The following is a 19,999-nucleotide window of genomic DNA, read 5'->3' as shown; positions in this document are numbered from 1 at the left end:
TGATGGAAATGCAAGTTATCTCGGCAGCTTCAATCCCGTGGCTGTCCATTATGATCGCCCTGCCAATGATCGCGGGCATCCTGGTGGTAACCGTGGCGCCGTTGCGCGTTATCGGTCGCCCCATCGCCCTTGTAGTGTCGATCATCGAGCTGGCGCTTGGTGTTGCGGCTGCAGGCGCCCTCGACTGGTCTGCGGCTAGTGCCTACCAGCTCGCTGAAACAAAGAATTGGATTCCGGCGATCGGTGTCAGTTGGGGCCTTGGCGTAAACCAGCTCGCAATGGCGATGATCGTCCTCGCGGTTGCGCTCGTACCTATTGTCCTTATCGCCGGTTGGCGCGAGGACGCAGGCAAACGCGACGAGGCTCGCCAGTCCAGCATGTACATGGCTTTGATCCTCATTCTTGAGGGCTTCATGGTGCTGATCTTTGCAGCCCGCGACGTGGTTCTGTTCTACATTGCTTTCGAGGCGATGCTGATTCCGCTGTACTTCATGATTGGCCGTTTCGGTGGCAAGAACGCTCGTGCAGCCGCATTGAAGTTCTTGCTCTACTCGCTGTTTGGTGGCCTTATCATGCTTGCCGGTGTGATTGGCCTGTGGGTGGTTTCAGATCACGGTCCAAACGCGTTCCTTATGGAAAATCTCGCGGGAACGCCGATGGCGTCGAACGTGGAGACGTGGATCTTCATCTCATTCTTTATCGCATTCGCGATTAAGGCCCCGATGGTTCCAGTTCACACGTGGCTACCCGATACCGCTGCGGCTGCTCGGCCGGGCACGTCCGTTCTGCTGGTCGGTGTCCTCGACAAGATCGGCACCTACGGAATGATCGCCCTGGCCCTGCCGCTCTTTCCGAATGCTTCGAGCGTGGCCGCTCCGGTCATCATCGTCCTCGCTGTCATTTCGATTCTCTACGGTGGCCTGGCAGCCATTGGCCAAAAAGACCTCATGCGACTCGTTTCGTTCACGTCCGTGTCGCACTTCGGTTTCATGGTTCTTGGTATTTACATCGGCTCGCACGTGGCCCTGGTGGGCGCCATGTTCTACATGGTTGCGCACGGCGTCTCCATCGCGGCGATGTTCTTGATCTCTGGCTTCCTCACTGAGCGTGGTGGAACGCGTGAGATTGCGGCCTACCGTGGCATGCAGCGCGTAACTCCGGTCATTGCGGGCACCTGGTTAGTTGCGGGCCTCGCGTCGGTTGCGCTCCCCGGCTTGTCGGGCTTCGTACCCGAATTCATGGTGCTTCTTGGCACGTGGAAGATTAACCCGCTGGCAGCCATATTCGCGGTGCTGGGTGTAGTTCTTGCGGCTCTCTACCTGTTGATCCCATACCAGGCGATCTTCACTGGGCCGCCAACAAATGCAGAGAAGTTCACCGATATGAACATGCGTGAGAAGGGCGTGATCGCCCCGCTTATCATTGCGATGGTTGTTCTCGGTATTTGGTCTGCTCCTCTGGTAAGTGCGCTCAACCCGGTTGCTGACGGTGCTATTGAGCACCTGCAGCCGCGCATTGAGCTCGTTAGCAGCGCCGGAGCGTCCACTTCGTTCGATGGCACGGAAGGGAGCAACAACTAATGGATCTTGTAACTCAAGCCCCGCAGATTGCCTGGGTTTCTTTTGCCCCGATCCTGATCGTTTTGGGAGCCGCTGTACTCGGTGTCCTTGTGGAGGCGTTTGTGCCGCACAAGGCCCGCCGTGGTACGCAGGTTCTGCTTTCGATCATTGCGGTAGTGGTTTCGTTCGTGGCTATCGTGGCGCGTTGGACTGAGATCGCACAGAATCCTCTGGCGCACGGGGAGTACATCGAAGATACGCTAACGCTCGCAACCCAGGCCCTGCTTTTGGTTGTAGCGTTCCTGGCGCTCCTCGTAATCGCGGATCGTTCCGAGCTGGGCGATGGCGCGTTTGCTGCTCAGCCTTCGGACCGTCCCGGTTCGTCGGATGAAGACCTCTCGATCGCAAAGGGATACCAGCGTACGGAAATCTTCCCGCTCGTGCTGTTCTCTCTTAGTGGCATGATGGTGTTCCCCGCGGCAAACACGCTGATAGCGCTGTTCGTTGCCCTCGAAGTGCTCTCCTTGCCTCTGTACATTCTGGTGGCAACGGCTCGCCGTCGTCGCCAGCTGTCACAGGAGGCTGCGTTGAAGTACTTCTTGCTTGGTGCATTCGCATCTGCGTTCGTCCTGATGGGTGGCGCGCTCTTGTACGGCTTCTCTGGTTCGGTGGTCCTGAGCGAAATCTCGGTCAAGGTTCCGATGATCCCGGGCATGGACTGGATGCTCATAGTTGGCGTGTTCATGGTTATGGTCGGTCTCCTGTTTAAGGTGGGTGCCGCGCCGTTCCACGCGTGGACGCCGGATGTTTACCAGGGCGCTCCCACACCAATTACGGGTTTCATGGCAGCAGCCGTTAAGGTTGCGGCTTTTGCAACGATGGTTCGCATTTACCTGACCATCGGGGTCCGCCTCGAATGGGATCTGATTTGGATCCTCGCAGCGGTTGCAGCACTCACCATCGCGATCGGTACATTCGTTGGTCTGGTGCAGACCGACATTAAACGACTACTCGCGTACTCGTCGATCGCTCACGCCGGCTTCGTCCTCATTGGAGTTCTGGCGGCCACCTCGCGCAGCGCGGGCTCGGTCCTGTTCTACCTGCTGGGTTACGGCATCGCCACGGTTGGCGCGTTCGGCGTGGTTGCGCTGGTGCGTCAGGCTGATGAGAACGCAAACATTACGGGTGAGGCCACCGAGATCTCCCGCTGGGCTGGTCTTGGTCGCAAGTCGCCGCTCGTGGCTGGTGCCATGCTGATCTTCCTGCTTTCGTTTGCGGGTATCCCGCTAACGTCCGGATTCATCGGCAAGTTTGTAGTGTTTGCTGATGGTATTTCCGCTGGTTATACCGGCCTCGTAATCCTGGCTCTCGTAGCTTCGGCAATCACGGCGTTCTACTACTTCCGCCTGGTGGTTCTCATGTTCTTCACCGAACCTAGTGAAAACACCGTGGTTGTAAAGTCAGAAGGCTACACGTTCATCGCAGTTGTTGTTGCCGCTGTAGCAACGATGCTACTGGGCGTGTTCCCACAGCCGATTCTTGATGCGTTGGCGAATGTGGTTGTATTGCTACCGTGAAGAATTCGAAGTTTTCGCTTGAAGCTCTAGAAGAGCAGGTGTCATCCGACCTCGCCCGAGTCGAGCAGTTGCTCACCGATTCGGTGAAGGGGTCGGATGACCTTATCCACGAGCTACTCTCTCACCTTGCTAAAGCTGGTGGGAAGCGGTTGCGCCCTGCACTTACTCTCATTTGTGCGCATTTGGGTAGTGAAGGCCAGCCTGCTTCTGATCAGATCGTGGCAGCTGCAACCGCGGTTGAGCTGACCCACCTGGCAACGCTTTACCATGACGATGTCATGGACGCGGCACCACAGCGTAGGGGAGTTACTGCAACTCAACTACAGTGGGGTAACAACCGCGCGATCTTGGCCGGAGACGTATTGTTTTCTCGCGCCTCGTTATTGGTCTCAAAGCTCGGCCAGCGGATTATTGAGTATCACGCGCAGACTTTTGAGCGCCTCTGCATGGGCCAGCTTCACGAGACGTTTGGGCCTGGTGACGCCGATCCGGTTGACTTCTACATTCAAGTGTTGGCAGATAAGACCGGTTCTTTGATTGCCGCATCCGCTGTGTTTGGTGGCTGGCTGTCAGATACGGATGATGATCTCGTGGACGCGGTTCGCGTCTTCGGTGAACGGATTGGCGTGGCATTCCAGATCGCTGACGACGTGATTGATTTTGCCTCTGATGAAGCACTGACGGGGAAGAGTGCCGGAACTGACCTGGTTGAAGGTGTTGCCACGATGCCAGTGCTCCTTTTGCGTAGGCGTGGAGAAGCTGGCCTCCTGGATGAAGATGGCAAGAAACTCTTGGCTGACATCGATGGTGGTGACCTTACTGACGGTGACCTCCTCGCTTCTGTGGTGGAGCGTTTGAAGCATCACGAGGTGTTGGACGAGACGAGGGCAAAAGCCCGCGAATGGGCCGATCTAGCTTTGGAGGCGCTCGAGCCCATCCCGGATTCGCCGGTTAAGGAAGCTCTGGTTCAGTTTGCCAACGCGGCGGTTGACCGCATGGCTTAATCCGGCTGAGCTTGTTAAAACGCCCCTTGCAAAAGGGGCGTTTTTTATCGGCACAAAAGCGCGGGGTGGGGCAGAAGTGAGAGAAGTCCTGTAGAAATAAGGCCCCGCATTTTCGTAAACTATAGGTTGCATTCTTAATCCGTAGGATCGAGGGAAGTAAGTGAGCTCTACGCGTCCACTAAATGTTGCTGTTATTGGAGCCGGCCCGGCGGGTATTTACGCGGCCGACATTTTGTCTAAGTCCGGTTTGGACGTGGCAATTGATCTGTTCGAGCAACTTCCCGCCCCCTACGGCCTTGTTCGTTACGGTGTAGCGCCAGATCACCCGCGCATTAAGCAGATCATTGTGGCGCTGTACAAGATTTTGCAGCGCGGTGACATTCGCCTGTTGGGTAATGTGCACGTGGGCAAGGACATTACGGTTGAAGATCTTAACGAGCACTATGATGCGGTGATCTTTGCAACGGGTTCGGATCGCGATAAGCCGTTTAGCATTCCGGGCGCGGATCTGCCCCAGGTGTATGGCGCGGCTGATTTTGTGTACTGGTATGACTCGCATCCGGATTATCCGCGTGAATGGCCACTGGAGGCCAAGGAGATTGCGGTCATTGGTGCCGGTAACGTGGCGCTCGACGTGGCGCGCGTCCTCGCGAAGCACGCCGATGACATGCTGACCACCGAGATCGCACAGAATGTGTACGAGGGCCTGGCTAAGAATCCGGTGACGGACGTGCATGTGTTTGGTAGGCGTGGTCCGGCGCAGATGAAGTTCACGCCGCTGGAGCTTCGTGAGCTGGGCAAGCAGCCGGACGTGGATGTAATCGTTTACGAGGAAGACTTCGATTTCGACGAGGGCTCCCAGGAGGCCATTCGCGCGTCTAATCAGACGAAGCAGGTTGTGAAGACACTGACGAACTACGCGATGGAGGATGAACACACAGCCAGCCGCCGTATTCACATCCACATGTTCCACTCGCCCAGTGAGATTGTGGCGGATGAGGAAGGTAACGTTGCGGCGATCCGCACGGAGCGCACGAAGCTGAATGGCGACGGTTCAGTGAGTGGGACGGGAGAGTTCGTGGAAACTCCCGTGCAGGCGGTTTACCGTGCGATTGGCTACTTCTCCAGCCCGATTGAGGGCGTGCCGTTTGATGACAAGCACGGTGTGATTCCTAACGTTTCCGGCCGCGTGGTTGACGAGGCGGGGGAACCTGTCACGGGCCTTTATACCACCGGTTGGGTGAAGCGCGGTCCGGTGGGTCTAATTGGCTCAACGAAGTCGGACGCGCAGGAGACGATCGCGATGCTGGTGGAGGACGCGGAGGCGGGCAAGCTTCATGCGACTTCGGCAGACGTGGGACACGACGCGATGATTGAGCTACTCAAGGAGCGAGGTGTGCGTTACACCGAGTGGCATGGTTGGGAGCTTTTGGATGAGTATGAGCAAAGGCTTGGTGCAGACTTCGGTGAGGTCGTGGGTGGTCGCGGCGGCCGCGAGCGTGTGAAGGTGGTTTCGCGCGAGGCCATGATTCGCATCTCGCAGGGACAGGACCTAGGGGACGCGGATCTGATTGGCAATCCGGGCGAGTGAAATTTTCTAAGTCAGTTTGAAGGGTGGGGGCAGTGACGCGAGTCATTGCCCCACTCGTCTATCTAATGGGTTATTCGGCGGTTTCTTAGCAATCTTTAAGCATTTGCGTTTATTGTGTGTCCTAGGTTTTGGCATTGTTGAGGTTAAGTATGAATAACAACGGTTTGAAGACGGCCGGCTTACTGACGGCCATGTGGGCGCTGGTGGTGTTGATCGGCTGGGTGATTTCTCGCGGTACCGGCAACAGCTCCTGGTTGTTCGTTTCGATTGTGCTTGGGTTTGGTATGAACCTGTACACGTATTGGAATTCAGACAAGTTGGCGTTGCGATCAATGAGGGCCCAGCCGGTGTCGCCGCAGGAGGCCCCGCAACTGTACGCGATGGTAGAGGAGCTGTCGGCGCGTGCAGGTCAGCCGCAGCCTCGTTTATATATTGCCCCAACGAGCACTCCGAACGCGTTTGCAACGGGCCGAAACCCGCAAAACGCCGCGGTTTGTTGCACTACTGGAATCATGCAGCTCTTGGATGATAGGGAGCTTAGGGCCGTACTTGGACACGAGCTTAGCCACGTGTATAACCGCGATATTTTGACCTCAACGATCGCAGCTGGCATGGCGCAGGTCATTACCTCGATCGCTCAGTTCGCGTTCTTCTTCGGCGGAGGTCGAAATAATGAGGGTGGAAATCCGATAGCGGGCTTGTTGATGATTCTATTGGCTCCGTTTGCGGCAACGATGTTGCAGATGGGAGTGTCGAGGACGCGCGAGTTTGACGCTGACCATGATGGTGCGGAGCTTTCCGGTGATCCGTTGGCCCTTGCTTCGGCGCTTCGCAAGTTGGAGCGAGGGAATACCATGTCGCCGTTGCAGCCTTCGCCATCGCGTGAGACTACCGCTGCAATGATGATCGCTAACCCGTTCAGGGGAGCGGGCATGCGGAGTCTGTTCTCCACACATCCGCCGATGGAACAGCGCATTGAGCGTCTTGAGCGAATGGCTGGATACTAGGTTTTCGAGGTGCGATTCGCGCGCGTGTAGGACATGCGTCACTAACCTCGGTTTTATGCCTGAATGAATTGGCGTTTTGTGGTTCAGGTTTGATAGTCTTCATTGGCGTCGCCAAGCTGTGATGTTTGAGACGATGGCGGAGTGCCCGAGCGGCCAAAGGGAGCTGACTGTAAATCAGCCGCGTTATGCTTCGGGGGTTCAAATCCCTCCTCCGCCACAAGCCGAAAGGCTGTGTGATGATTAACTCGGTTCCGCGGGTTGCCCCCGTGGCTTGGATTCGAGTAAAGTTGCACGCGTTGCCCCGATAGCTCAGTCGGCAGAGCATCTCCATGGTAAGGAGAAGGTCAAGGGTTCGATTCCCTTTCGGGGCTCTGTTTGTGGGCACAGGCAGTGTTTACAAACCCCCAAGCGGCGGGGTAGCTCAGTTGGTGAGAGCGCACGACTCATAATCGTGAGGTCGCGGGTTCGAGCCCCGCCCCCGCTACCGGCTCATCCTCAGTGAGGAAACGCCGAGCAGATTGAAAGGAAAAGGGATGGCTAGCAAGGCTTCTGACGTTCGCCCTAAGATTACTCTGGCCTGCTCGGAGTGCAAGGAGCGCAACTACATTACGAAAAAGAACCGTCGTAACACGCCGGATCGTCTCGAGCTCATGAAGTATTGCCCGCGTTGCCGCTCGTCTAAGCTGCATCGCGAAACTCGCTAAGTTCGGGTTTGAGAGCCCCCAGTTTTTTGGGGGCTCTTTTGCTATGCGTAAACGGGTGTTTGCGCACTGCGGGCTGTACTATCGGGTTAGAAGAGAGGGATGTTTTGGAGATTCCTAAGCCGGATTCAAGTGTGTACACGCGCGCTTCGTATGCGACCGCTGTGACTTTCTTTTTTGCTGGATTCACCCTGGCTTCATTTCTTTCGCGCATCCCATCGATTCGTGACGCGTTTTCGTTGGATCCGGCAACGCTTGGAAACGTCCTTTTGATTGGTTCGTTGGGCTCGGTTATCGCGCTTCCATCTACGGGACCGATCGCGGGCCGTTTCGGTCCGCGAGTGACGGCGTGGGCAGGTTTCTTGCTGTGGTCTGTGGGCATGTTGGCTGTGATCTTAACTCTCGATCAAGGCAACGTGTTGCTACTTGCGATTTCTCTGTTCGTAGCGAATGTGGGCACGTCAGTGGCAAATACGACGATGAATATTTTGGCGGGATATGTTGAGGTGCTCGCCCGCAGGCGGGTAATGCCTTGGTATCACGCTTCCTATTCGATTGGTACGGTAACTGCCGCGCTGTCGGGCGTGCTGATGACATACTTGCACGTGGGGGTAAAAGCTCACCTACTTGGCGTAATCGTCGCAACGATTGTCCTCATGTTCTTAGCGGGACTGATGTACGTACCGCAGTGGATTGTGGCGTCAATATCAACGGATGAATCAGGCGCGTCAAACGCGAAGCGCACAAAGGCTGCGTGGCGTGAGAAGCGCACGATTTTGATCGGCGTCATGGTTATCGGAACAGGCTTGACGGAGGGCGCGGCAAACGACTGGATTCCGCTGGCGATTGTTGATGGTTTCGATGTTTCGCACGCGATGGGTACGGCGGCACTTGCTTTCTTCTTGGCGGTGTTGACGGCAACTCGGCTATTAACGCCGCGTATGCAACGCCGGTGGAGCCCGCGCCCGATGCTCCAGGTGTTCCTTGCGATTGCGGTAGTGGGATTGCTCCTGTTTGCGCTATCACCGTGGCCGTGGTTGGCTATGGCGGGTATCGCAGGCTGGGCGGTTGGTGCCTCGCTGGGTTTCCCCACGGCGGCCTCGGCGCTGTCAGCGGATCCGAAGATGACAGCTGCCCGTATTTCGGTGCTGTCCACCATCGGTTACGGCGCGTTCTTGGTTGGCCCGCCGGTGATTGGTCATATTGCGCAGTGGGTGGGCTACCGTAACGCGCTGGGCTTCGTTGTGCTTCCGGTGCTGTTGTCTTTGTACTTGGCTCGTTATATTGATGAGGAGGCGTAGGCACTGCCAGTTTGGCTTTGCTAGCGCCATCGCCCGGTGAGGGCGTGAGAGAGGTCGATATGGATACGTGTAGTTTTTTCCCTCGGACGCAGAATCCGAGCCCGGTGACGCCGGTGCAGTCGAATCGCCAATATGACGAGGGTTCGAAGCGCCTGGCTGATTGGACCACGATGGGTGTGGGCGGTGAGGCTAAGAGCTTTGTCGTTGCGCGTAGCGAGGATGAGATTGTTGAGGCGGTGCGTGCCGCGGATGAAGCTGGCATACCGGTGTTGATGCTGGGCGGCGGTTCGAATTTGCTGGTGGCGGGTGAGCCGTTTGCAGGCGTTGTGGTGCGCGACGCTCGCTCGGGTTACACGCTGGTGCATGACACGGGCTGTGGTGGCGCTGTGGTTCGCGTGGATGCGGGCATGGCGTGGGATGAGTTCGTGGCCACCGCGGTGGAGAATGATTGGTCGGGCTTGGAGGCCCTGTCGGGCATTCCAGGAACTGTGGGTGCGTCCCCGGTGCAGAATGTGGGGGCTTACGGCAAAGAGGTTGCGGACACGATCTCGGCGATCCGGGTTTATGACCGGCTGGAGAAGCGCCGGAAGACGTTGGTACTAGCTGATCTGGAGTTTGGTTACCGCACGTCGGTGCTCAAGCGTTCAACGTATGATTCGTCGCTGTCGCAGGGGCATTTGTGGGGGCCAACGGGTCGCTGGATCGTGCTGTGGGTAGAGTTTCAGTTCACGCACGCATCGCTGTCTTTGCCGATCGGTTATGGCCAGTTGGCGCAGGCCCTTGGCGTGCAGGTTGGTGATCGCGTGGATCAGAGGGATGTTCGTGAGGCGGTGTTGGAGCTGCGTCGCGGCAAGTCGATGGTGCTTGATGACGCGAATCGTAATACGTGGTCCACCGGCTCTTTCTTCACTAATCCGCTCATTTCCAAGGACGCGGCTAAACAACTGCCGCAGGACGCTCCGGTGTTCCCGGTCCGCAAGGTGGCTGCTGCAGGTAGCGTGCCTGACGGCGATAGTGTCGAGGAGGGCGTGGTTAAGGTTTCGGCTGCCTGGTTAATTAATCATTCGGGTTTTGACCGCGGGTTTAAGCTGGATCCAGCTTCGGGGGCGGCTTTGTCTTCGGACCACGTCCTGGCAATCTCGAATACGGGGGCGGCCACCCTGCTGGACGTGGCGCGCCTTGCCGAGGCGGTGCGCGATGGGGTGTGGAAGCACTGGCAGATCGAGCTGGTTCCCGAACCTGTTCGCGTGGGATGGGATATGCCACCGCTCGCGGCCAACACTTAAACGGTGCTTACGCGCGCGGTTTACGACGTTCCATTTCAGCCACGAGCACGCGCAAGGCTTCGGGTGAGGTAAGTAGGTTGTTGTGACCGTAGATGTTGGCGGTGACTACGCGCGCGCCAGGTAGCCACGATCCGGTGGGGACTTGCTGGTCCCATCGGGCTTGTATAGAGGTAATACGCGGGTTTACTCTAATGTCTTCGTACTGCGTTCGCAGGTTGAGATCATCGGTGCGCAGGTCAGCAACCCGCAGCAGTTTGGGAGCGTAGTTGGCCAGGGGAGAGCCCGCGTAGGGCGTACCCAGCGTAACCATCGCGCGGATGCGCCACCCCTGCGGGCCAGTCATGGCAGTTTTGCCAATGAGTCCGCCCTTGGAGTGTGCGAATAGCACAACGTCCTGCAGGTCTTGATCGACGAGGTATTTTTCTAACCTGCGGGCAAAGAGGGGGATGGGCCCGTTTAGGTGATTGAGGGCTGGCACAAAGTGTACGTCCCATCCGGCGCCGCGGAGGGCATGACCGGCTATGTGCAGGTGCTCGGTGGTTTCGACGATGCCGGGAATGCCGATGCAGACGGGAGCTCCCTCTAACCGCAAGGCTTCGGCAGGTTTACCGGCCAGGCCACTGCGAATGAGCGCGGCACGTACCGACTGCACTCCAGAGCGTGCGTAATCGGTCAGGGCTATCGGTACAGCTGCCCACAGCGGTGGAGGGGCCACCGAGTGCTCACTCAGTTGTTCCCACACGCCGCGTTCGCTTTCAACCGTACGCGAGGGGCTGGCGGCGGCTTCGGCAAGGTGTTTGACTTGCTCCTGCCCGGCAGTCACGCCTGCTTGCGTTGTTGCCGGTATTTCTATTGGCGCCTCTTGAGATAGAGCGATGAGGGCGCGAGCTACCTCGTCGGCGTGCGCAACGATAACGGAGTGAGCACCGTCCTCGACTTCAAAAATCTGGGCGTCCACGCCGGTGCAGCTGACGGCGGCGAGGCGCAGGTCTTCAAGCCAAGCGCGCGGTGCCACGGCGTCGTGCTGGCCGCGCATGAGGTAGGTGCGAGCGCGGGTGTCAGCCAGGCGCAGGCCGATGGGGTAGGCAACCATTTGCGGCAGGGTTTCCATGAACCAGGCGAGGCCGGAGCGCAGGTATGCGCCTACCGCGAATCGGCTGACTTCGAAGGGTTCGAAGATGGAGGACTGCGCGAAGCGTAATCCGGCTTGTATGAATGTGCGCTCTAAGGCGTTGATGGGCGGGCCAATTAGGAGGATGCGTTTGATCCATTCGGGGTCGCGTGTCGCCATTTCGGTAACTACCTGTGCGCCCATAGAGTGGCCTAGCATGACGGGATTTTTTACGTCTTCGAAGCGCATGATTTTGTGTGCGGCGGCGGCAAATCCGGCGATGGACAGTGGGTGGGGTGGGCGCGTGGTGTCACCGAAACCGGGCAGGTCAAGCGTGATCACATCGCCATGTTCAACGAGTATCTCCGCTACCGGAACGAAGTATTCGGATGAGACACCGATGCCGTGAACGAGGACGAACGTGGGCGCGCCTTCGTCAATGAAGTCGCGCCGAAAGCGGTGTACTCGCATGTGGATCCCATCGCCGATGGAGACGAGGGAGTTTGTGACGGTGTAGTCGTTCATTGCTTCCCCTCGGCGCTGAGCGCGTTGCCCGCGCATTTGCCTGGCGCAACGGCGTCATCTGGTCCGTGTAACCATTGGTCAATCTCACGCTTCCAGCGGGCTTTGTTAGAAGGTGAGGCTAAGGATGCCTCGATTGAAGAACGCGCCAGGGACGCCAGCTCAGCATCGGTGAATCCCGCGGCTCGGGCGAACTCGTATTGGTCTAGCAGGCGGGAGCGAAATAGCAACGGATCGTCGGCCCCAAGGGCAATGGTGGCGCCCGCGTCAAACATGGTGCGCAGGGGAACTTCGTCAAGGTTTTGAAACACCCCAAGTGACACGTTGGAGGTGGGGCACACTTCGAACGCAATGCCCTCATCAACGAGGCGGGCGAGTAGCTCGGGATCTTCGTAGGCGCGCACCCCGTGGCCCAGCCGCCCGGGTTTGAGGTGGGTGACTACGTCGCGCACGTGGGCTGGCCCTAGTAATTCACCAGCGTGGGGAACGCCTTTGAGGCCGCCGCGGCGTGCGATGCGGAAGGCAGCGGAGAACTGGGAGGTATCTCCCGCGGTCTCATCGTTGGACAGGCCGAAGGCAACTACTTCGCCGGGTTGGTCGCCGGCGTATTGGACGGCGAGGCGTGCAAGGATACGCGCGTCGAGGGGGTGACGGATGCGTGAGGCCGCAACGATTACGCCGATGTCCACCCCGGTATCACGGCTGGCGATCTTCGCTTCGTCCAGGATGATTTCGAGGGCGGGGGTGAGGCCACCAACCCACGGGGCGTAGGAGGTGGGATCAACCTGGATTTCGAGGCGGCGGGAGCCTTCGGCGGCGTCATCTTCGGCAGCTTCGCGAATGATGCGGCGCATGACTTCTTCGGTGCGCACGAGTGCTCGGGCGGAGTCGTAGGAGCGTTGGAATCTGAACCATCCACGTGCGTTTGCGGGTACGCGCATGGGGTCGTTTTCGAGGAGGTGGTGGGGCAGGCGTATCCGCATTTGCTGTGCGAGTTGGACCATAGTTGCGGGCCTCATCGCACCGGTGAAATGGAGGTGCAGGTGGGCTTTGGGAAGGGCAACTAGGTCTTTCATGCCTAAAGTCTTCCATGAAACACAGCTAATTAACCACCTGTGTGATGGGATTGGATTGTGATTTCGCATCGGAGATTGCTGGAGTTCATGGCCGGCGTGGGCGCGCGAGGGCGCGCGAGAGCTGATCGGCGCGGCCTTGCGTTCGGCGCCCCCGTTGCCGCTCGCACAGGCCCTGCATGGTTTGCATTACCTGAGTGATTATGAGGTCACTTCGTGGCAGGTGGTTTCAACCCATGCGCGGCCAAATGCGGGTGCTTCCGTCGTGTTCGAGGTGCATTTGGTAGCTGCCGCGCATGTGAGGACGGTTTGGACGGTGGCTTCAACGGAGCGGGTACGCCGCCGAGCTGCGGCGTCGTTGCGCGTGGATCCGAAAGCCCTCGGCGAGGATAAAGAGTCCGCACCGGTGCAGGTCAGTGTGTGGACGCTACCGTGGGATCCGGATCTGCCGGGCCTGGTTTGGGCGAGCGATCCGGCGAAGGTGCGCGCCTTTACTGATATTGCGCAGCCGCATTTGAAGAGGGTGGTTTACCGCCCTACCCGCAGGGCAATGGTGCGCGTGAGTGATGGGGCTGCGCCGCGTGCGTGGGTAAAGGTGTTGCGGCCGGGCGTGGAACAGCCTTCGTTGCAGGCGATTTCTGCTTTGGAAGGATCAGCCTTTCCGTTTGCACCCGTGCTTGGTACTCCCCGTGAGGGGGTGATCGTGCAGGCACACGGGCAGGGGGCGCCGCTTGCGAATCTGATTTCGCAAAAGCCGCTGCAGGCGGCGCGCATGTTCGGTCAGATAAAAGAGGTTTTGGACGCACTTCCGCCCGCGGTTGCGGATTTGCCGCGCCAAAAGTCGTGGACGGATAGGCGGCGCCACTACGCGAAGGCGATTGGTCAGTCGATTCCGGATCTGGAGGCTCCCGCTGCGCGTTTGGTGGAGCAAATCGATGCGATGTTGACTCCCAACCAGCAGCTGGTGCCGGCACACGGTGATTTCTTCGAGGCGAATCTGCTGACGAGGGGAGGGCGTATATCCACGGTGTTGGATTTGGATTCGCTGGGTCCGGGCACTCGCGCGGATGATTACGCGTGCCTGTTGGCCCACGTGTCGGTGTTGCCGTTCCTGTCTCCAAGCTCGTGGGTGTACGCATCCCCAACCGAGCTGTGGCGAACTCGCTTGGATCAGTTCTTGCCGGGAAGACGATGCCGCTCGTATCCCGAGTCTGAGATGGTTTTGGAAGCGTGGCGAATAGGTGCCGAGCGTGAGGTTGCAGCTACTGACCTATATGCGCGGTGCGCTGCGGTGACACTATCGCTCGCGGCTTCGACCTCGCTGCGTTTCGGCGAGGCCGAAGCAAGAGCGCGCTTCAAGAGAGCCCAGTGGTGGGCAGACCTCGGATTGGATGGATTCTGAGGCCACCGTTACGGCCCCGCCTAAGGCTAGCCGCTAGGGCCAGCTCCCGCGGCTTACGTCTGCCGCCTAAACCCTAGTTCTGCGGGTCTGTAATGGCTTTGGCGCGAAGAATGCCAGCTATCCACATGTTCAGGGTTTCCATGAGCATTCGGTTCACGTGAGGTTCGTTGAAAACTTCGTGGCGAGCACTGGGAACCTCGATCATTTCGACGGGTGCACCACCGGTGCGTGCTTTTTGTGAGAACTCCCAAGAGGCAGCAGGATCTGCCAACGTGTCGTCAGAGCCGTGGAAGATGATGAGTGGGTTTTGCCATTTGTCGGCGCGCTCAAGTGTTTCAATACCTTGCAAGATCATGGTTGCGGCGGTGCGGGCGGGCACGCGTCCTTGATAATTGAGGGGGTCGGCTTTGTATGCCGCAATCACGTCAGGGTCAAAGCTAACTGTTTCGGCATCCAGCGAGACTGTGGGCATGCCGGCGGGGAACTTGAGCACTGCTTTTGCAACGGCGCGTGCCTTATCTCGTTCAATGCCGCCTACTGTGCTGAACGCGGGGCCAGATAGAGAAACGCCGGTAACACCTCTTGGATTGATGAGGTTTGAAGCCGCGGTAACGAGTCCTCCCATGGAGTGTCCAAACAGGAACAGGTCCTCGGTGCGCATCTGTTGGCGCACCTGCTCGCGTGCTTCAAGGTGGTCTTTGATGAGTTGGCCCACGTCAACTCTGGCGCGAGGCCCAGGAGCGGTGCCGTGCCCGTACTGGTCATAGGTGACGGCGTCGAAGCCGGCTTCAACCAAGCTATCGATCAGGTGACCGTATCTTCCTTGATGTTCGGCGTATCCGTGCAGAATCAGAACAGTTGCTTTGGGATCGTCCGCGTAGTGCTTCTTTAGTTCAGCTTTCATGCTTTCAAGTTTGCCAAAGTGCGATGAGTTTTGCCCGCTTTACTCCCGGCCACCACAAGTGGAGGCAAAAGAATGGTGGCCAAGATCCCAAGCGGGCCTGGCCACCATTGCAAGGAAGTGGTTAGTTCTCCCCGTTTATGAGGTTCTTGATACGCGTTACGCCTTCTACAAGGTCATCGTCGCCTAGGGCGTAAGACAGGCGAATGAAGCCGGATGGGCCAAACGCTTCGCCCGGTACTACCGCGACTTTGGCTTCGTTGAGGATAACTTCGGCAAGGTCGGCAGAAGACTCGATCTTCGTGCCTGCAATCTCGCGTCCAATAACGTCTTCAACGGAGGGGTAGCAGTAGAACGCGCCCTTCGGGGTAGGGACTTTGAACCCGTCGATTTGGCTGAGTAGTTCCACCATTTTCTTGCGGCGGCGATCAAATGCTTGTCTCATGTCTTCAACGGCGGCAAGGTCACCGGACACGGCCGCGAGGGCAGCCCGTTGGGCAACGTTGCACACGTTGGAGGTGAGGTGGGATTGGAAATTGGAAGCGGCTTTGATGACGTCTGCCGGACCAATCATCCAGCCCACGCGCCACCCTGTCATGGCGTAGGTTTTGGCAACACCGTTCATGACGATGATGCGCTCAAATAGCTCGGGCACAAGCTTTTGCAGGTGCGCGGGCTCCGCATCGTCGTAGAGGAGGTGTTCGTAGATCTCATCGGAGAGGATCCACACATCGTTTTCGAGTGCCCAACGGCCGATGGCTTCGGCTTCTTCGGGGGTGTAGACGGAACCGGTGGGGTTAGAAGGCGAGCAGAATAGGAGTGCTTTGGTGCGTTCGGTGCGAGCAGCTTCAAGCTGGTCGACGGTTACCTTGTATTCCTGTTCGGCACAGGCAAAAACCTCAACGGGAACGCCTCCAGCCAGGGTGATGGCTTCGGGATAGGTGGTCCAGTAGGGGGCTGGAAGTAGAACTTCATCACCCGGGTCGATTACGGCTGCGAAGGACTGGAACACAGCCTGTTTTCCGCCGTTGGTGACCAGAATGTTCGTTTCGGGATCCACCTCAACGCCGGAGTCTCGCAGAGTCTTTTCCGCGATTGCGCGGCGCAACTCTGGCAGGCCTTTATTGGCCGTGTATTTGTGCATGGCCGGCTCATTCGCAGCGGCAATGGCGGCTTGCACGATGTAGTCGGGAGTGGGGAAGTCGGGTTCGCCCGCGCCGAATCCGATAACGGGTTCGCCAGCGGCTTTAAGTTCTTTTGCGCGGTTTGATACTGCGAGGGTGGCTGATGGCGCAATGGCACCCAGGCGTTTTGATACTCGGTTTTTGCTCACGTGCTAAGCCTAAACACTGAAGCCCGGTCTTAGCAGTGCGGGCCCGATTACTGGACGGCGGACGGCAAGCGGCTGTTATTTGTGTCGCAAAGCTGGCGCCAGAGGGTGACAGTTGGACTTGGTAGCCGTGTCGGGTTATGCTTGACGTCGCACATATTCGCTTGCCGGGTATGAGCGTAGGGCAGTGGCGCAATTGGTAGCGCACCGGTCTCCAAAACCGGCGGTTGTGGGTTCGAGTCCCGCCTGCCCTGCTCTTTGTAGTTTATCCAGGAGGAAGAAGATGTCAGACCAGACGAAGTCTTCGCAGAACCCAAACGTCAAGGAAGACTTGAACGTTTTTGGTCGCATCTTGCTGTTCATTCGCCAGGTCATTGCCGAGCTGAAGAAGGTTATTTGGCCCAGCCAGGAAGAATGGTGGACCTATTTCTTGGTCGTGCTGGTGTTCGTGGTTTCGATCATGATTTACACGGGTCTTCTTGATTTTGCGTTTGGCCAGTTGAGCGTGTGGATTTTTGGATAGTAAATCCTGCGCTTATGCGTTAAACTCATATTGTTGATAGACACACCCGAGGCGCCGCCAAGGGTGTGTTACTTTTTTAGCCTATTGAGGAAGTGTTCAAGGAGGTCCTAGGTGGATCAGGAAAGCACTGAAGAAAAGTTAGAAGGCGAGCAGGCTCCAGAAGCCGCGGCCGAGGCCGTAGAGGCATCGGTCTTGGAAGAGGTTGTGGACAAGGCTGCAACCGCTGAGGAAGCGTCTTCTGCGCAAGCTGCTCCGGCTCCAAGCGAAGAGCCTGAGGTTGTAGATCCGATTGAGGCCAAGCGCGAAGAACTGTCCTACCTGCCGGGTGATTGGTACGTTATTCACTCTTACTCGGGGCACGAGCGCCGAGTGAAGGCTAATCTTGAGCAGCGCGTGGTTTCGCAGAATGCTGAAGATTGGATTTACCAGGTTGAGGTTCCGATGGAGACCGTAACGGAACTGACGAAGGCCGGTAAGAAAAAGCAGGTGGATCGCGTACGCATTCCGGGCTATGTGCTTGTGCGCATGGAGATGAATGAGAAGTCTTGGCGCGTGGTCAAGGAAACTCCTGCGGTTACGGGATTTGTGGGCGATGCTCGCGATCCGGTTCCGCTATATCTCGATGAGGTCGTGAACATGCTCGCCCCGATGTGGGTTTCGAAGGCGCAGCAGCAGGAGGCCGCTGAGGTAGTGACTGCTCCGGCGATCACGTTCGAGGTGGGCGAGTCTGTCACGGTTAAGGACGGCCCGTTCGAGAACATGCCGGCTACGGTTTCTGGGGTCTTCCCAGAGCAGCGTAAGCTCACGCTCTCGATCATGATTTTCGAGCGTGAAACCCCGATTGAGCTCAACTTTGATCAGGTTGAGAAAATCGACTAGTCACCATCTGGGTGATGTGTCCCACGCCGTCTGGCTTTAGAGGCGGCGTGGGCGTTATGATTATCGATCGTGCACCCTTTCGGCATTCGTGTGCCCAAAAATGGCTACACGGGCGTTGAGGGGGACACTGCCCAAATCTGCGACATGGCAGTTTGGAAAGTTGACAAGTAAAAGGACCCAAATTTATGGCACCGAAGAAAAAGGTTGTCGGCCTGATTAAGCTCCAGATTCAGGCTGGCGCTGCAACCCCGGCTCCGCCGGTTGGCCCGGCTCTTGGCCAGCACGGCGTGAACATCATGGAGTTCACGAAGGCTTACAACGCGGCCACTGAGTCTCAGCGTGGAAATATCATTCCGGTTGAGATCACCGTGTATGAAGACCGTTCGTTTACCTTCATCACCAAGACCCCTCCGGCGGCTCAGCTCATTAAGAAGGCTGCTGGCGTTGCAAAGGGCTCTGGCACCCCGCACACCACGAAGGTGGGCTCGCTAACGCAGGCTCAGGTTCGTGAGATCGCGGAGATGAAGAAGGAAGACCTTAACGCGAATGATGTTGATGCAGCTATGAAGATCATTGCTGGCACCGCTCGTTCCATGGGAATCACGGTTGAGGCCTGATTCCACTAACTATTTCGTGGCAGGGCAATAGCCGCCCACAGGCACCACAACTGCAAGGAGAAACGCAGATATGGCTACTCGTTCAAAGGCTTACCGCGCAGCGGTCGAGAAGATTCACCCCGGTGAGTTGTACGCTCCGCTCGACGCGATGAAGCTAGCTAAAGAAACTTCGACCACCAAGTTTGACGCGACCGTTGAGGTTATGTTCCGCCTTAGTGTGGATCCGCGTAAGGCTGATCAGATGGTGCGTGGCACCGTCTCTCTTCCGCATGGCACCGGTAAGACCTCCAGGGTCCTGGTCTTTGCCGTTGGCGAGCGCGCTCAAGAGGCGCTCGATGCTGGCGCGGATGAGGTTGGCGGCGACGAGCTCATTGAGAAGGTTCAGGGCGGTTACACCGATTTTGATGTCGCTGTTGCTACCCCGGACATGATGGGCAAGGTTGGTCGCCTGGGCCGCGTGCTTGGTCCGCGTGGTCTTATGCCGAACCCGAAGACGGGCACGGTAACGATGGATGTTGCGAAGGCCGTTAAGGAGATTAAGGGCGGTCGTATCGAGTTCCGTGTTGATAAGCACTCGAACCTCGCGTTCATCGTTGGGAAGACGAACTTCACCGCCGAACAGCTCGCGGAGAACTACCGCGCGGTGTTTGACGAGATCATCCGTCTGAAGCCGGCTTCCTCTAAGGGCCGCTACATTAAGAAGGCTACTGTTTCGACAACCATGGGCCCTGGTATCCCGTTGGACGTCGCGGTGAAGACTGCTTAATCTAGCTTCAAACACGTGGCTGGCCCCGGTTTTGCCGGGGCCAGTTTTCGTGTTAAACCGCTCATATTTTGCCTCCTTTGGAGCTTTCGTGCTTGCATTGGTTGCCCCGGCTGGGTAGCCTACTGGGTAGCCAAAGACCGTTGGTACCTCATTGAGGTGTAATCCAGATGGAACCTGCGCAGGTGAACGAGTGAGACTTTTTGTCTGCCCCCGTGTGCCGTGCGCGCCGGGGATTTTTTATTCCCTGCTCCGGGTTTGATCTGGGCCGGCGGATGATCACGGAAGGAGGGCCCATGGCAAGGCCTGACAAGGAAGCTGCAGTTGCAGAACTGGTGGAGCGTTTCCGCTCTTCGTCTGCTGTTGTGCTGACTGAATACCGCGGCTTGACCGTTGAGGAGATGAAGACGCTTCGTCGCTCGATGGCTGGTAACGTGCAGTACTCCGTGGTGAAGAACACGCTGGCCACCATTGCTGCGAAGGAAGTTGGATTTGACTTCCTAGAAGAAGACCTGGTTGGCCCAACCGCCATCGCGTTTGTAAACGGCGAGGTCGTTGACGCTGCGAAGGCTTTGCGTGACTTCGCTAAGGAGAACCCCGCACTGGTTCTGAAGACCGGTGTGATGGAGGGCGCGAAGCTCTCCGCTGATGATGTTAAGAAGCTCGCTGACCTTGAGTCCCGCGAGGTGCTGCTGGCCAAGACCGCCGGCGTCCTCAAGGCTGGAATGTCCAAGGCTGCGTTCGCTTTCGCCGCACTGCCTACCAAGACTGTGCGCACCATCGACGCCCTGCGCGAGAAGCAGGAAGAAGCGGCCTAAGGCCACCCCGGATTCCCGGTACCGTGCCGAGGTC

At 57.9% G+C, this 19,999-nt stretch carries 18 protein-coding genes and 4 tRNA genes; 18 read left to right on the top strand and 4 right to left on the bottom strand.

Annotated features, from left to right (window positions below; translation table 11 throughout):
• Positions 1 to 2: 2 nt before the first annotated feature.
• The 11 genes from BQ7114_RS05320 (at position 3) to BQ7114_RS05270 (ending at position 10,026) form a co-directional block, all read left to right on the top strand.
• The gene (locus BQ7114_RS05320) at positions 3 to 1,580 is read left to right on the top strand and encodes an NADH-quinone oxidoreductase subunit M (protein WP_072342900.1); all 1,578 of its coding nucleotides are present in this window, start codon (positions 3 to 5) and stop codon (positions 1,578 to 1,580) included.
• On the top strand, positions 1,580 to 3,136 hold the full coding sequence (gene nuoN, locus BQ7114_RS05315; protein WP_072342897.1) for an NADH-quinone oxidoreductase subunit NuoN: 1,557 nt from the start codon (positions 1,580 to 1,582) through the stop codon (positions 3,134 to 3,136). Before BQ7114_RS05320 ends, nuoN begins: the two co-directional genes overlap by 1 nt.
• A complete protein-coding gene (locus BQ7114_RS05310) occupies positions 3,133 to 4,140 on the top strand; it encodes a polyprenyl synthetase family protein (protein ID WP_072342894.1) in 1,008 nt (335 codons plus the stop codon). Before nuoN ends, BQ7114_RS05310 begins: the two co-directional genes overlap by 4 nt.
• A gap of 160 nt (positions 4,141 to 4,300) precedes the next feature.
• Entirely contained in the window at positions 4,301 to 5,731 is a 1,431-nt protein-coding gene (locus BQ7114_RS05305; protein ID WP_072342891.1) for an FAD-dependent oxidoreductase, read from the top strand.
• 149 nt (positions 5,732 to 5,880) lie between these two features.
• Positions 5,881 to 6,738 carry a zinc metalloprotease HtpX gene (gene htpX / locus BQ7114_RS05300; RefSeq protein ID WP_072342888.1) on the top strand — a complete coding sequence of 286 codons (858 nt, stop codon included), beginning with the start codon at positions 5,881 to 5,883 and terminating at the stop codon, positions 6,736 to 6,738.
• Between the two features lie 135 nt (positions 6,739 to 6,873).
• A tRNA-Tyr gene (locus tag BQ7114_RS05295) sits at positions 6,874 to 6,955 on the top strand.
• Positions 6,956 to 7,036: 81 nt separating this feature from the next.
• Positions 7,037 to 7,109: transfer RNA gene (locus tag BQ7114_RS05290), tRNA-Thr, on the top strand.
• A gap of 39 nt (positions 7,110 to 7,148) precedes the next feature.
• Positions 7,149 to 7,222: transfer RNA gene (locus BQ7114_RS05285), tRNA-Met, on the top strand.
• Between the two features lie 49 nt (positions 7,223 to 7,271).
• Positions 7,272 to 7,442, top strand: coding sequence for a 50S ribosomal protein L33 (rpmG, locus tag BQ7114_RS05280; protein WP_016444173.1), 171 nt, complete (start codon positions 7,272 to 7,274; stop codon positions 7,440 to 7,442).
• A 104-nt stretch (positions 7,443 to 7,546) separates the two neighbouring features.
• Positions 7,547 to 8,740, top strand: a complete 1,194-nt coding sequence (locus BQ7114_RS05275) for an MFS transporter (RefSeq protein WP_230205975.1) — start codon at positions 7,547 to 7,549, stop codon at positions 8,738 to 8,740.
• Between the two features lie 59 nt (positions 8,741 to 8,799).
• A complete protein-coding gene (locus tag BQ7114_RS05270; RefSeq protein ID WP_072342882.1) occupies positions 8,800 to 10,026 on the top strand; it encodes a UDP-N-acetylmuramate dehydrogenase in 1,227 nt (408 codons plus the stop codon).
• Positions 10,027 to 10,033: 7 nt separating this feature from the next.
• Here the strand turns inward: BQ7114_RS05270 and BQ7114_RS05265 are convergent, their stop codons facing one another.
• Together BQ7114_RS05265 and BQ7114_RS05260 are read right to left on the bottom strand one after the other, a co-directional pair.
• Positions 10,034 to 11,662, bottom strand: a complete 1,629-nt coding sequence (locus tag BQ7114_RS05265; protein WP_072342880.1) for an alpha/beta fold hydrolase — start codon at positions 11,660 to 11,662, stop codon at positions 10,034 to 10,036.
• Positions 11,659 to 12,735 carry an adenosine deaminase gene (locus BQ7114_RS05260; RefSeq protein ID WP_072342876.1) on the bottom strand — a complete coding sequence of 359 codons (1,077 nt, stop codon included), beginning with the start codon at positions 12,733 to 12,735 and terminating at the stop codon, positions 11,659 to 11,661. The genes BQ7114_RS05265 and BQ7114_RS05260 overlap by 4 nt, the downstream gene beginning before the upstream one ends.
• Before the next feature lie 136 nt (positions 12,736 to 12,871).
• On the opposite strand from BQ7114_RS05260, the gene BQ7114_RS05255 reads away from it, so the two are divergent.
• Positions 12,872 to 14,134: a phosphotransferase gene (locus BQ7114_RS05255; RefSeq protein WP_230205974.1), complete on the top strand. Its 1,263-nt coding sequence runs from the start codon at positions 12,872 to 12,874 to the stop codon at positions 14,132 to 14,134.
• Positions 14,135 to 14,207: 73 nt separating this feature from the next.
• On the opposite strand, the gene BQ7114_RS05250 is transcribed toward BQ7114_RS05255, so the two are convergent.
• Positions 14,208 to 15,038, bottom strand: coding sequence for an alpha/beta hydrolase (locus tag BQ7114_RS05250; RefSeq protein ID WP_072342865.1), 831 nt, complete (start codon positions 15,036 to 15,038; stop codon positions 14,208 to 14,210).
• A gap of 121 nt (positions 15,039 to 15,159) precedes the next feature.
• Positions 15,160 to 16,368: a pyridoxal phosphate-dependent aminotransferase gene (locus BQ7114_RS05245; RefSeq protein ID WP_072342859.1), complete on the bottom strand. Its 1,209-nt coding sequence runs from the start codon at positions 16,366 to 16,368 to the stop codon at positions 15,160 to 15,162.
• Positions 16,369 to 16,546: 178 nt separating this feature from the next.
• On the opposite strand from BQ7114_RS05245, the gene BQ7114_RS05240 reads away from it, so the two are divergent.
• The 6 genes from BQ7114_RS05240 to rplJ all read left to right on the top strand — a co-directional run bounded on the left by BQ7114_RS05240 (position 16,547) and on the right by rplJ (position 19,965).
• A tRNA-Trp gene (locus BQ7114_RS05240) sits at positions 16,547 to 16,619 on the top strand.
• Positions 16,620 to 16,648: 29 nt separating this feature from the next.
• Positions 16,649 to 16,888 carry a preprotein translocase subunit SecE gene (secE, locus tag BQ7114_RS05235; protein ID WP_034500361.1) on the top strand — a complete coding sequence of 80 codons (240 nt, stop codon included), beginning with the start codon at positions 16,649 to 16,651 and terminating at the stop codon, positions 16,886 to 16,888.
• 111 nt (positions 16,889 to 16,999) lie between these two features.
• Complete coding sequence (nusG, locus tag BQ7114_RS05230) at positions 17,000 to 17,767, top strand: transcription termination/antitermination protein NusG (protein ID WP_072342854.1); 768 nt, start codon at positions 17,000 to 17,002, stop codon at positions 17,765 to 17,767.
• A 185-nt stretch (positions 17,768 to 17,952) separates the two neighbouring features.
• On the top strand, positions 17,953 to 18,384 hold the full coding sequence (gene rplK, locus BQ7114_RS05225) for a 50S ribosomal protein L11 (RefSeq protein WP_072342848.1): 432 nt from the start codon (positions 17,953 to 17,955) through the stop codon (positions 18,382 to 18,384).
• Between the two features lie 70 nt (positions 18,385 to 18,454).
• On the top strand, positions 18,455 to 19,150 hold the full coding sequence (rplA, locus tag BQ7114_RS05220; protein WP_034507031.1) for a 50S ribosomal protein L1: 696 nt from the start codon (positions 18,455 to 18,457) through the stop codon (positions 19,148 to 19,150).
• A 293-nt stretch (positions 19,151 to 19,443) separates the two neighbouring features.
• Positions 19,444 to 19,965 carry a 50S ribosomal protein L10 gene (gene rplJ, locus BQ7114_RS05215; RefSeq protein ID WP_072342842.1) on the top strand — a complete coding sequence of 174 codons (522 nt, stop codon included), beginning with the start codon at positions 19,444 to 19,446 and terminating at the stop codon, positions 19,963 to 19,965.
• The last annotated feature ends 34 nt before the right edge of the window (positions 19,966 to 19,999 follow it).

Source organism: Actinomyces urinae (assembly GCF_900119695.1).
GTDB lineage: Bacteria > Actinomycetota > Actinomycetes > Actinomycetales > Actinomycetaceae > Gleimia > Gleimia urinae.
The sequence above is the reverse complement of the archived record's forward strand: the minus strand, read 5'-3'. Positions and strand labels throughout refer to the sequence as shown.

Coding starts and splice junctions, on each gene's coding strand:
- BQ7114_RS05320 (WP_072342900.1), top strand. CDS start 3: ATGGAAATGCAAGTTATCTCGGCAGCTTCAATCCCGTGGCTGTCCATT.
- nuoN (WP_072342897.1), top strand. CDS start 1,580: ATGGATCTTGTAACTCAAGCCCCGCAGATTGCCTGGGTTTCTTTTGCC.
- htpX (WP_072342888.1), top strand. CDS start 5,881: ATGAATAACAACGGTTTGAAGACGGCCGGCTTACTGACGGCCATGTGG.
- rpmG (WP_016444173.1), top strand. CDS start 7,272: ATGGCTAGCAAGGCTTCTGACGTTCGCCCTAAGATTACTCTGGCCTGC.
- BQ7114_RS05270 (WP_072342882.1), top strand. CDS start 8,800: ATGGATACGTGTAGTTTTTTCCCTCGGACGCAGAATCCGAGCCCGGTG.
- BQ7114_RS05265 (WP_072342880.1), bottom strand. CDS start 11,662: ATGAACGACTACACCGTCACAAACTCCCTCGTCTCCATCGGCGATGGG.
- BQ7114_RS05260 (WP_072342876.1), bottom strand. CDS start 12,735: ATGAAAGACCTAGTTGCCCTTCCCAAAGCCCACCTGCACCTCCATTTC.
- BQ7114_RS05250 (WP_072342865.1), bottom strand. CDS start 15,038: ATGAAAGCTGAACTAAAGAAGCACTACGCGGACGATCCCAAAGCAACT.
- secE (WP_034500361.1), top strand. CDS start 16,649: ATGTCAGACCAGACGAAGTCTTCGCAGAACCCAAACGTCAAGGAAGAC.
- rplK (WP_072342848.1), top strand. CDS start 17,953: ATGGCACCGAAGAAAAAGGTTGTCGGCCTGATTAAGCTCCAGATTCAG.
- rplA (WP_034507031.1), top strand. CDS start 18,455: ATGGCTACTCGTTCAAAGGCTTACCGCGCAGCGGTCGAGAAGATTCAC.
- rplJ (WP_072342842.1), top strand. CDS start 19,444: ATGGCAAGGCCTGACAAGGAAGCTGCAGTTGCAGAACTGGTGGAGCGT.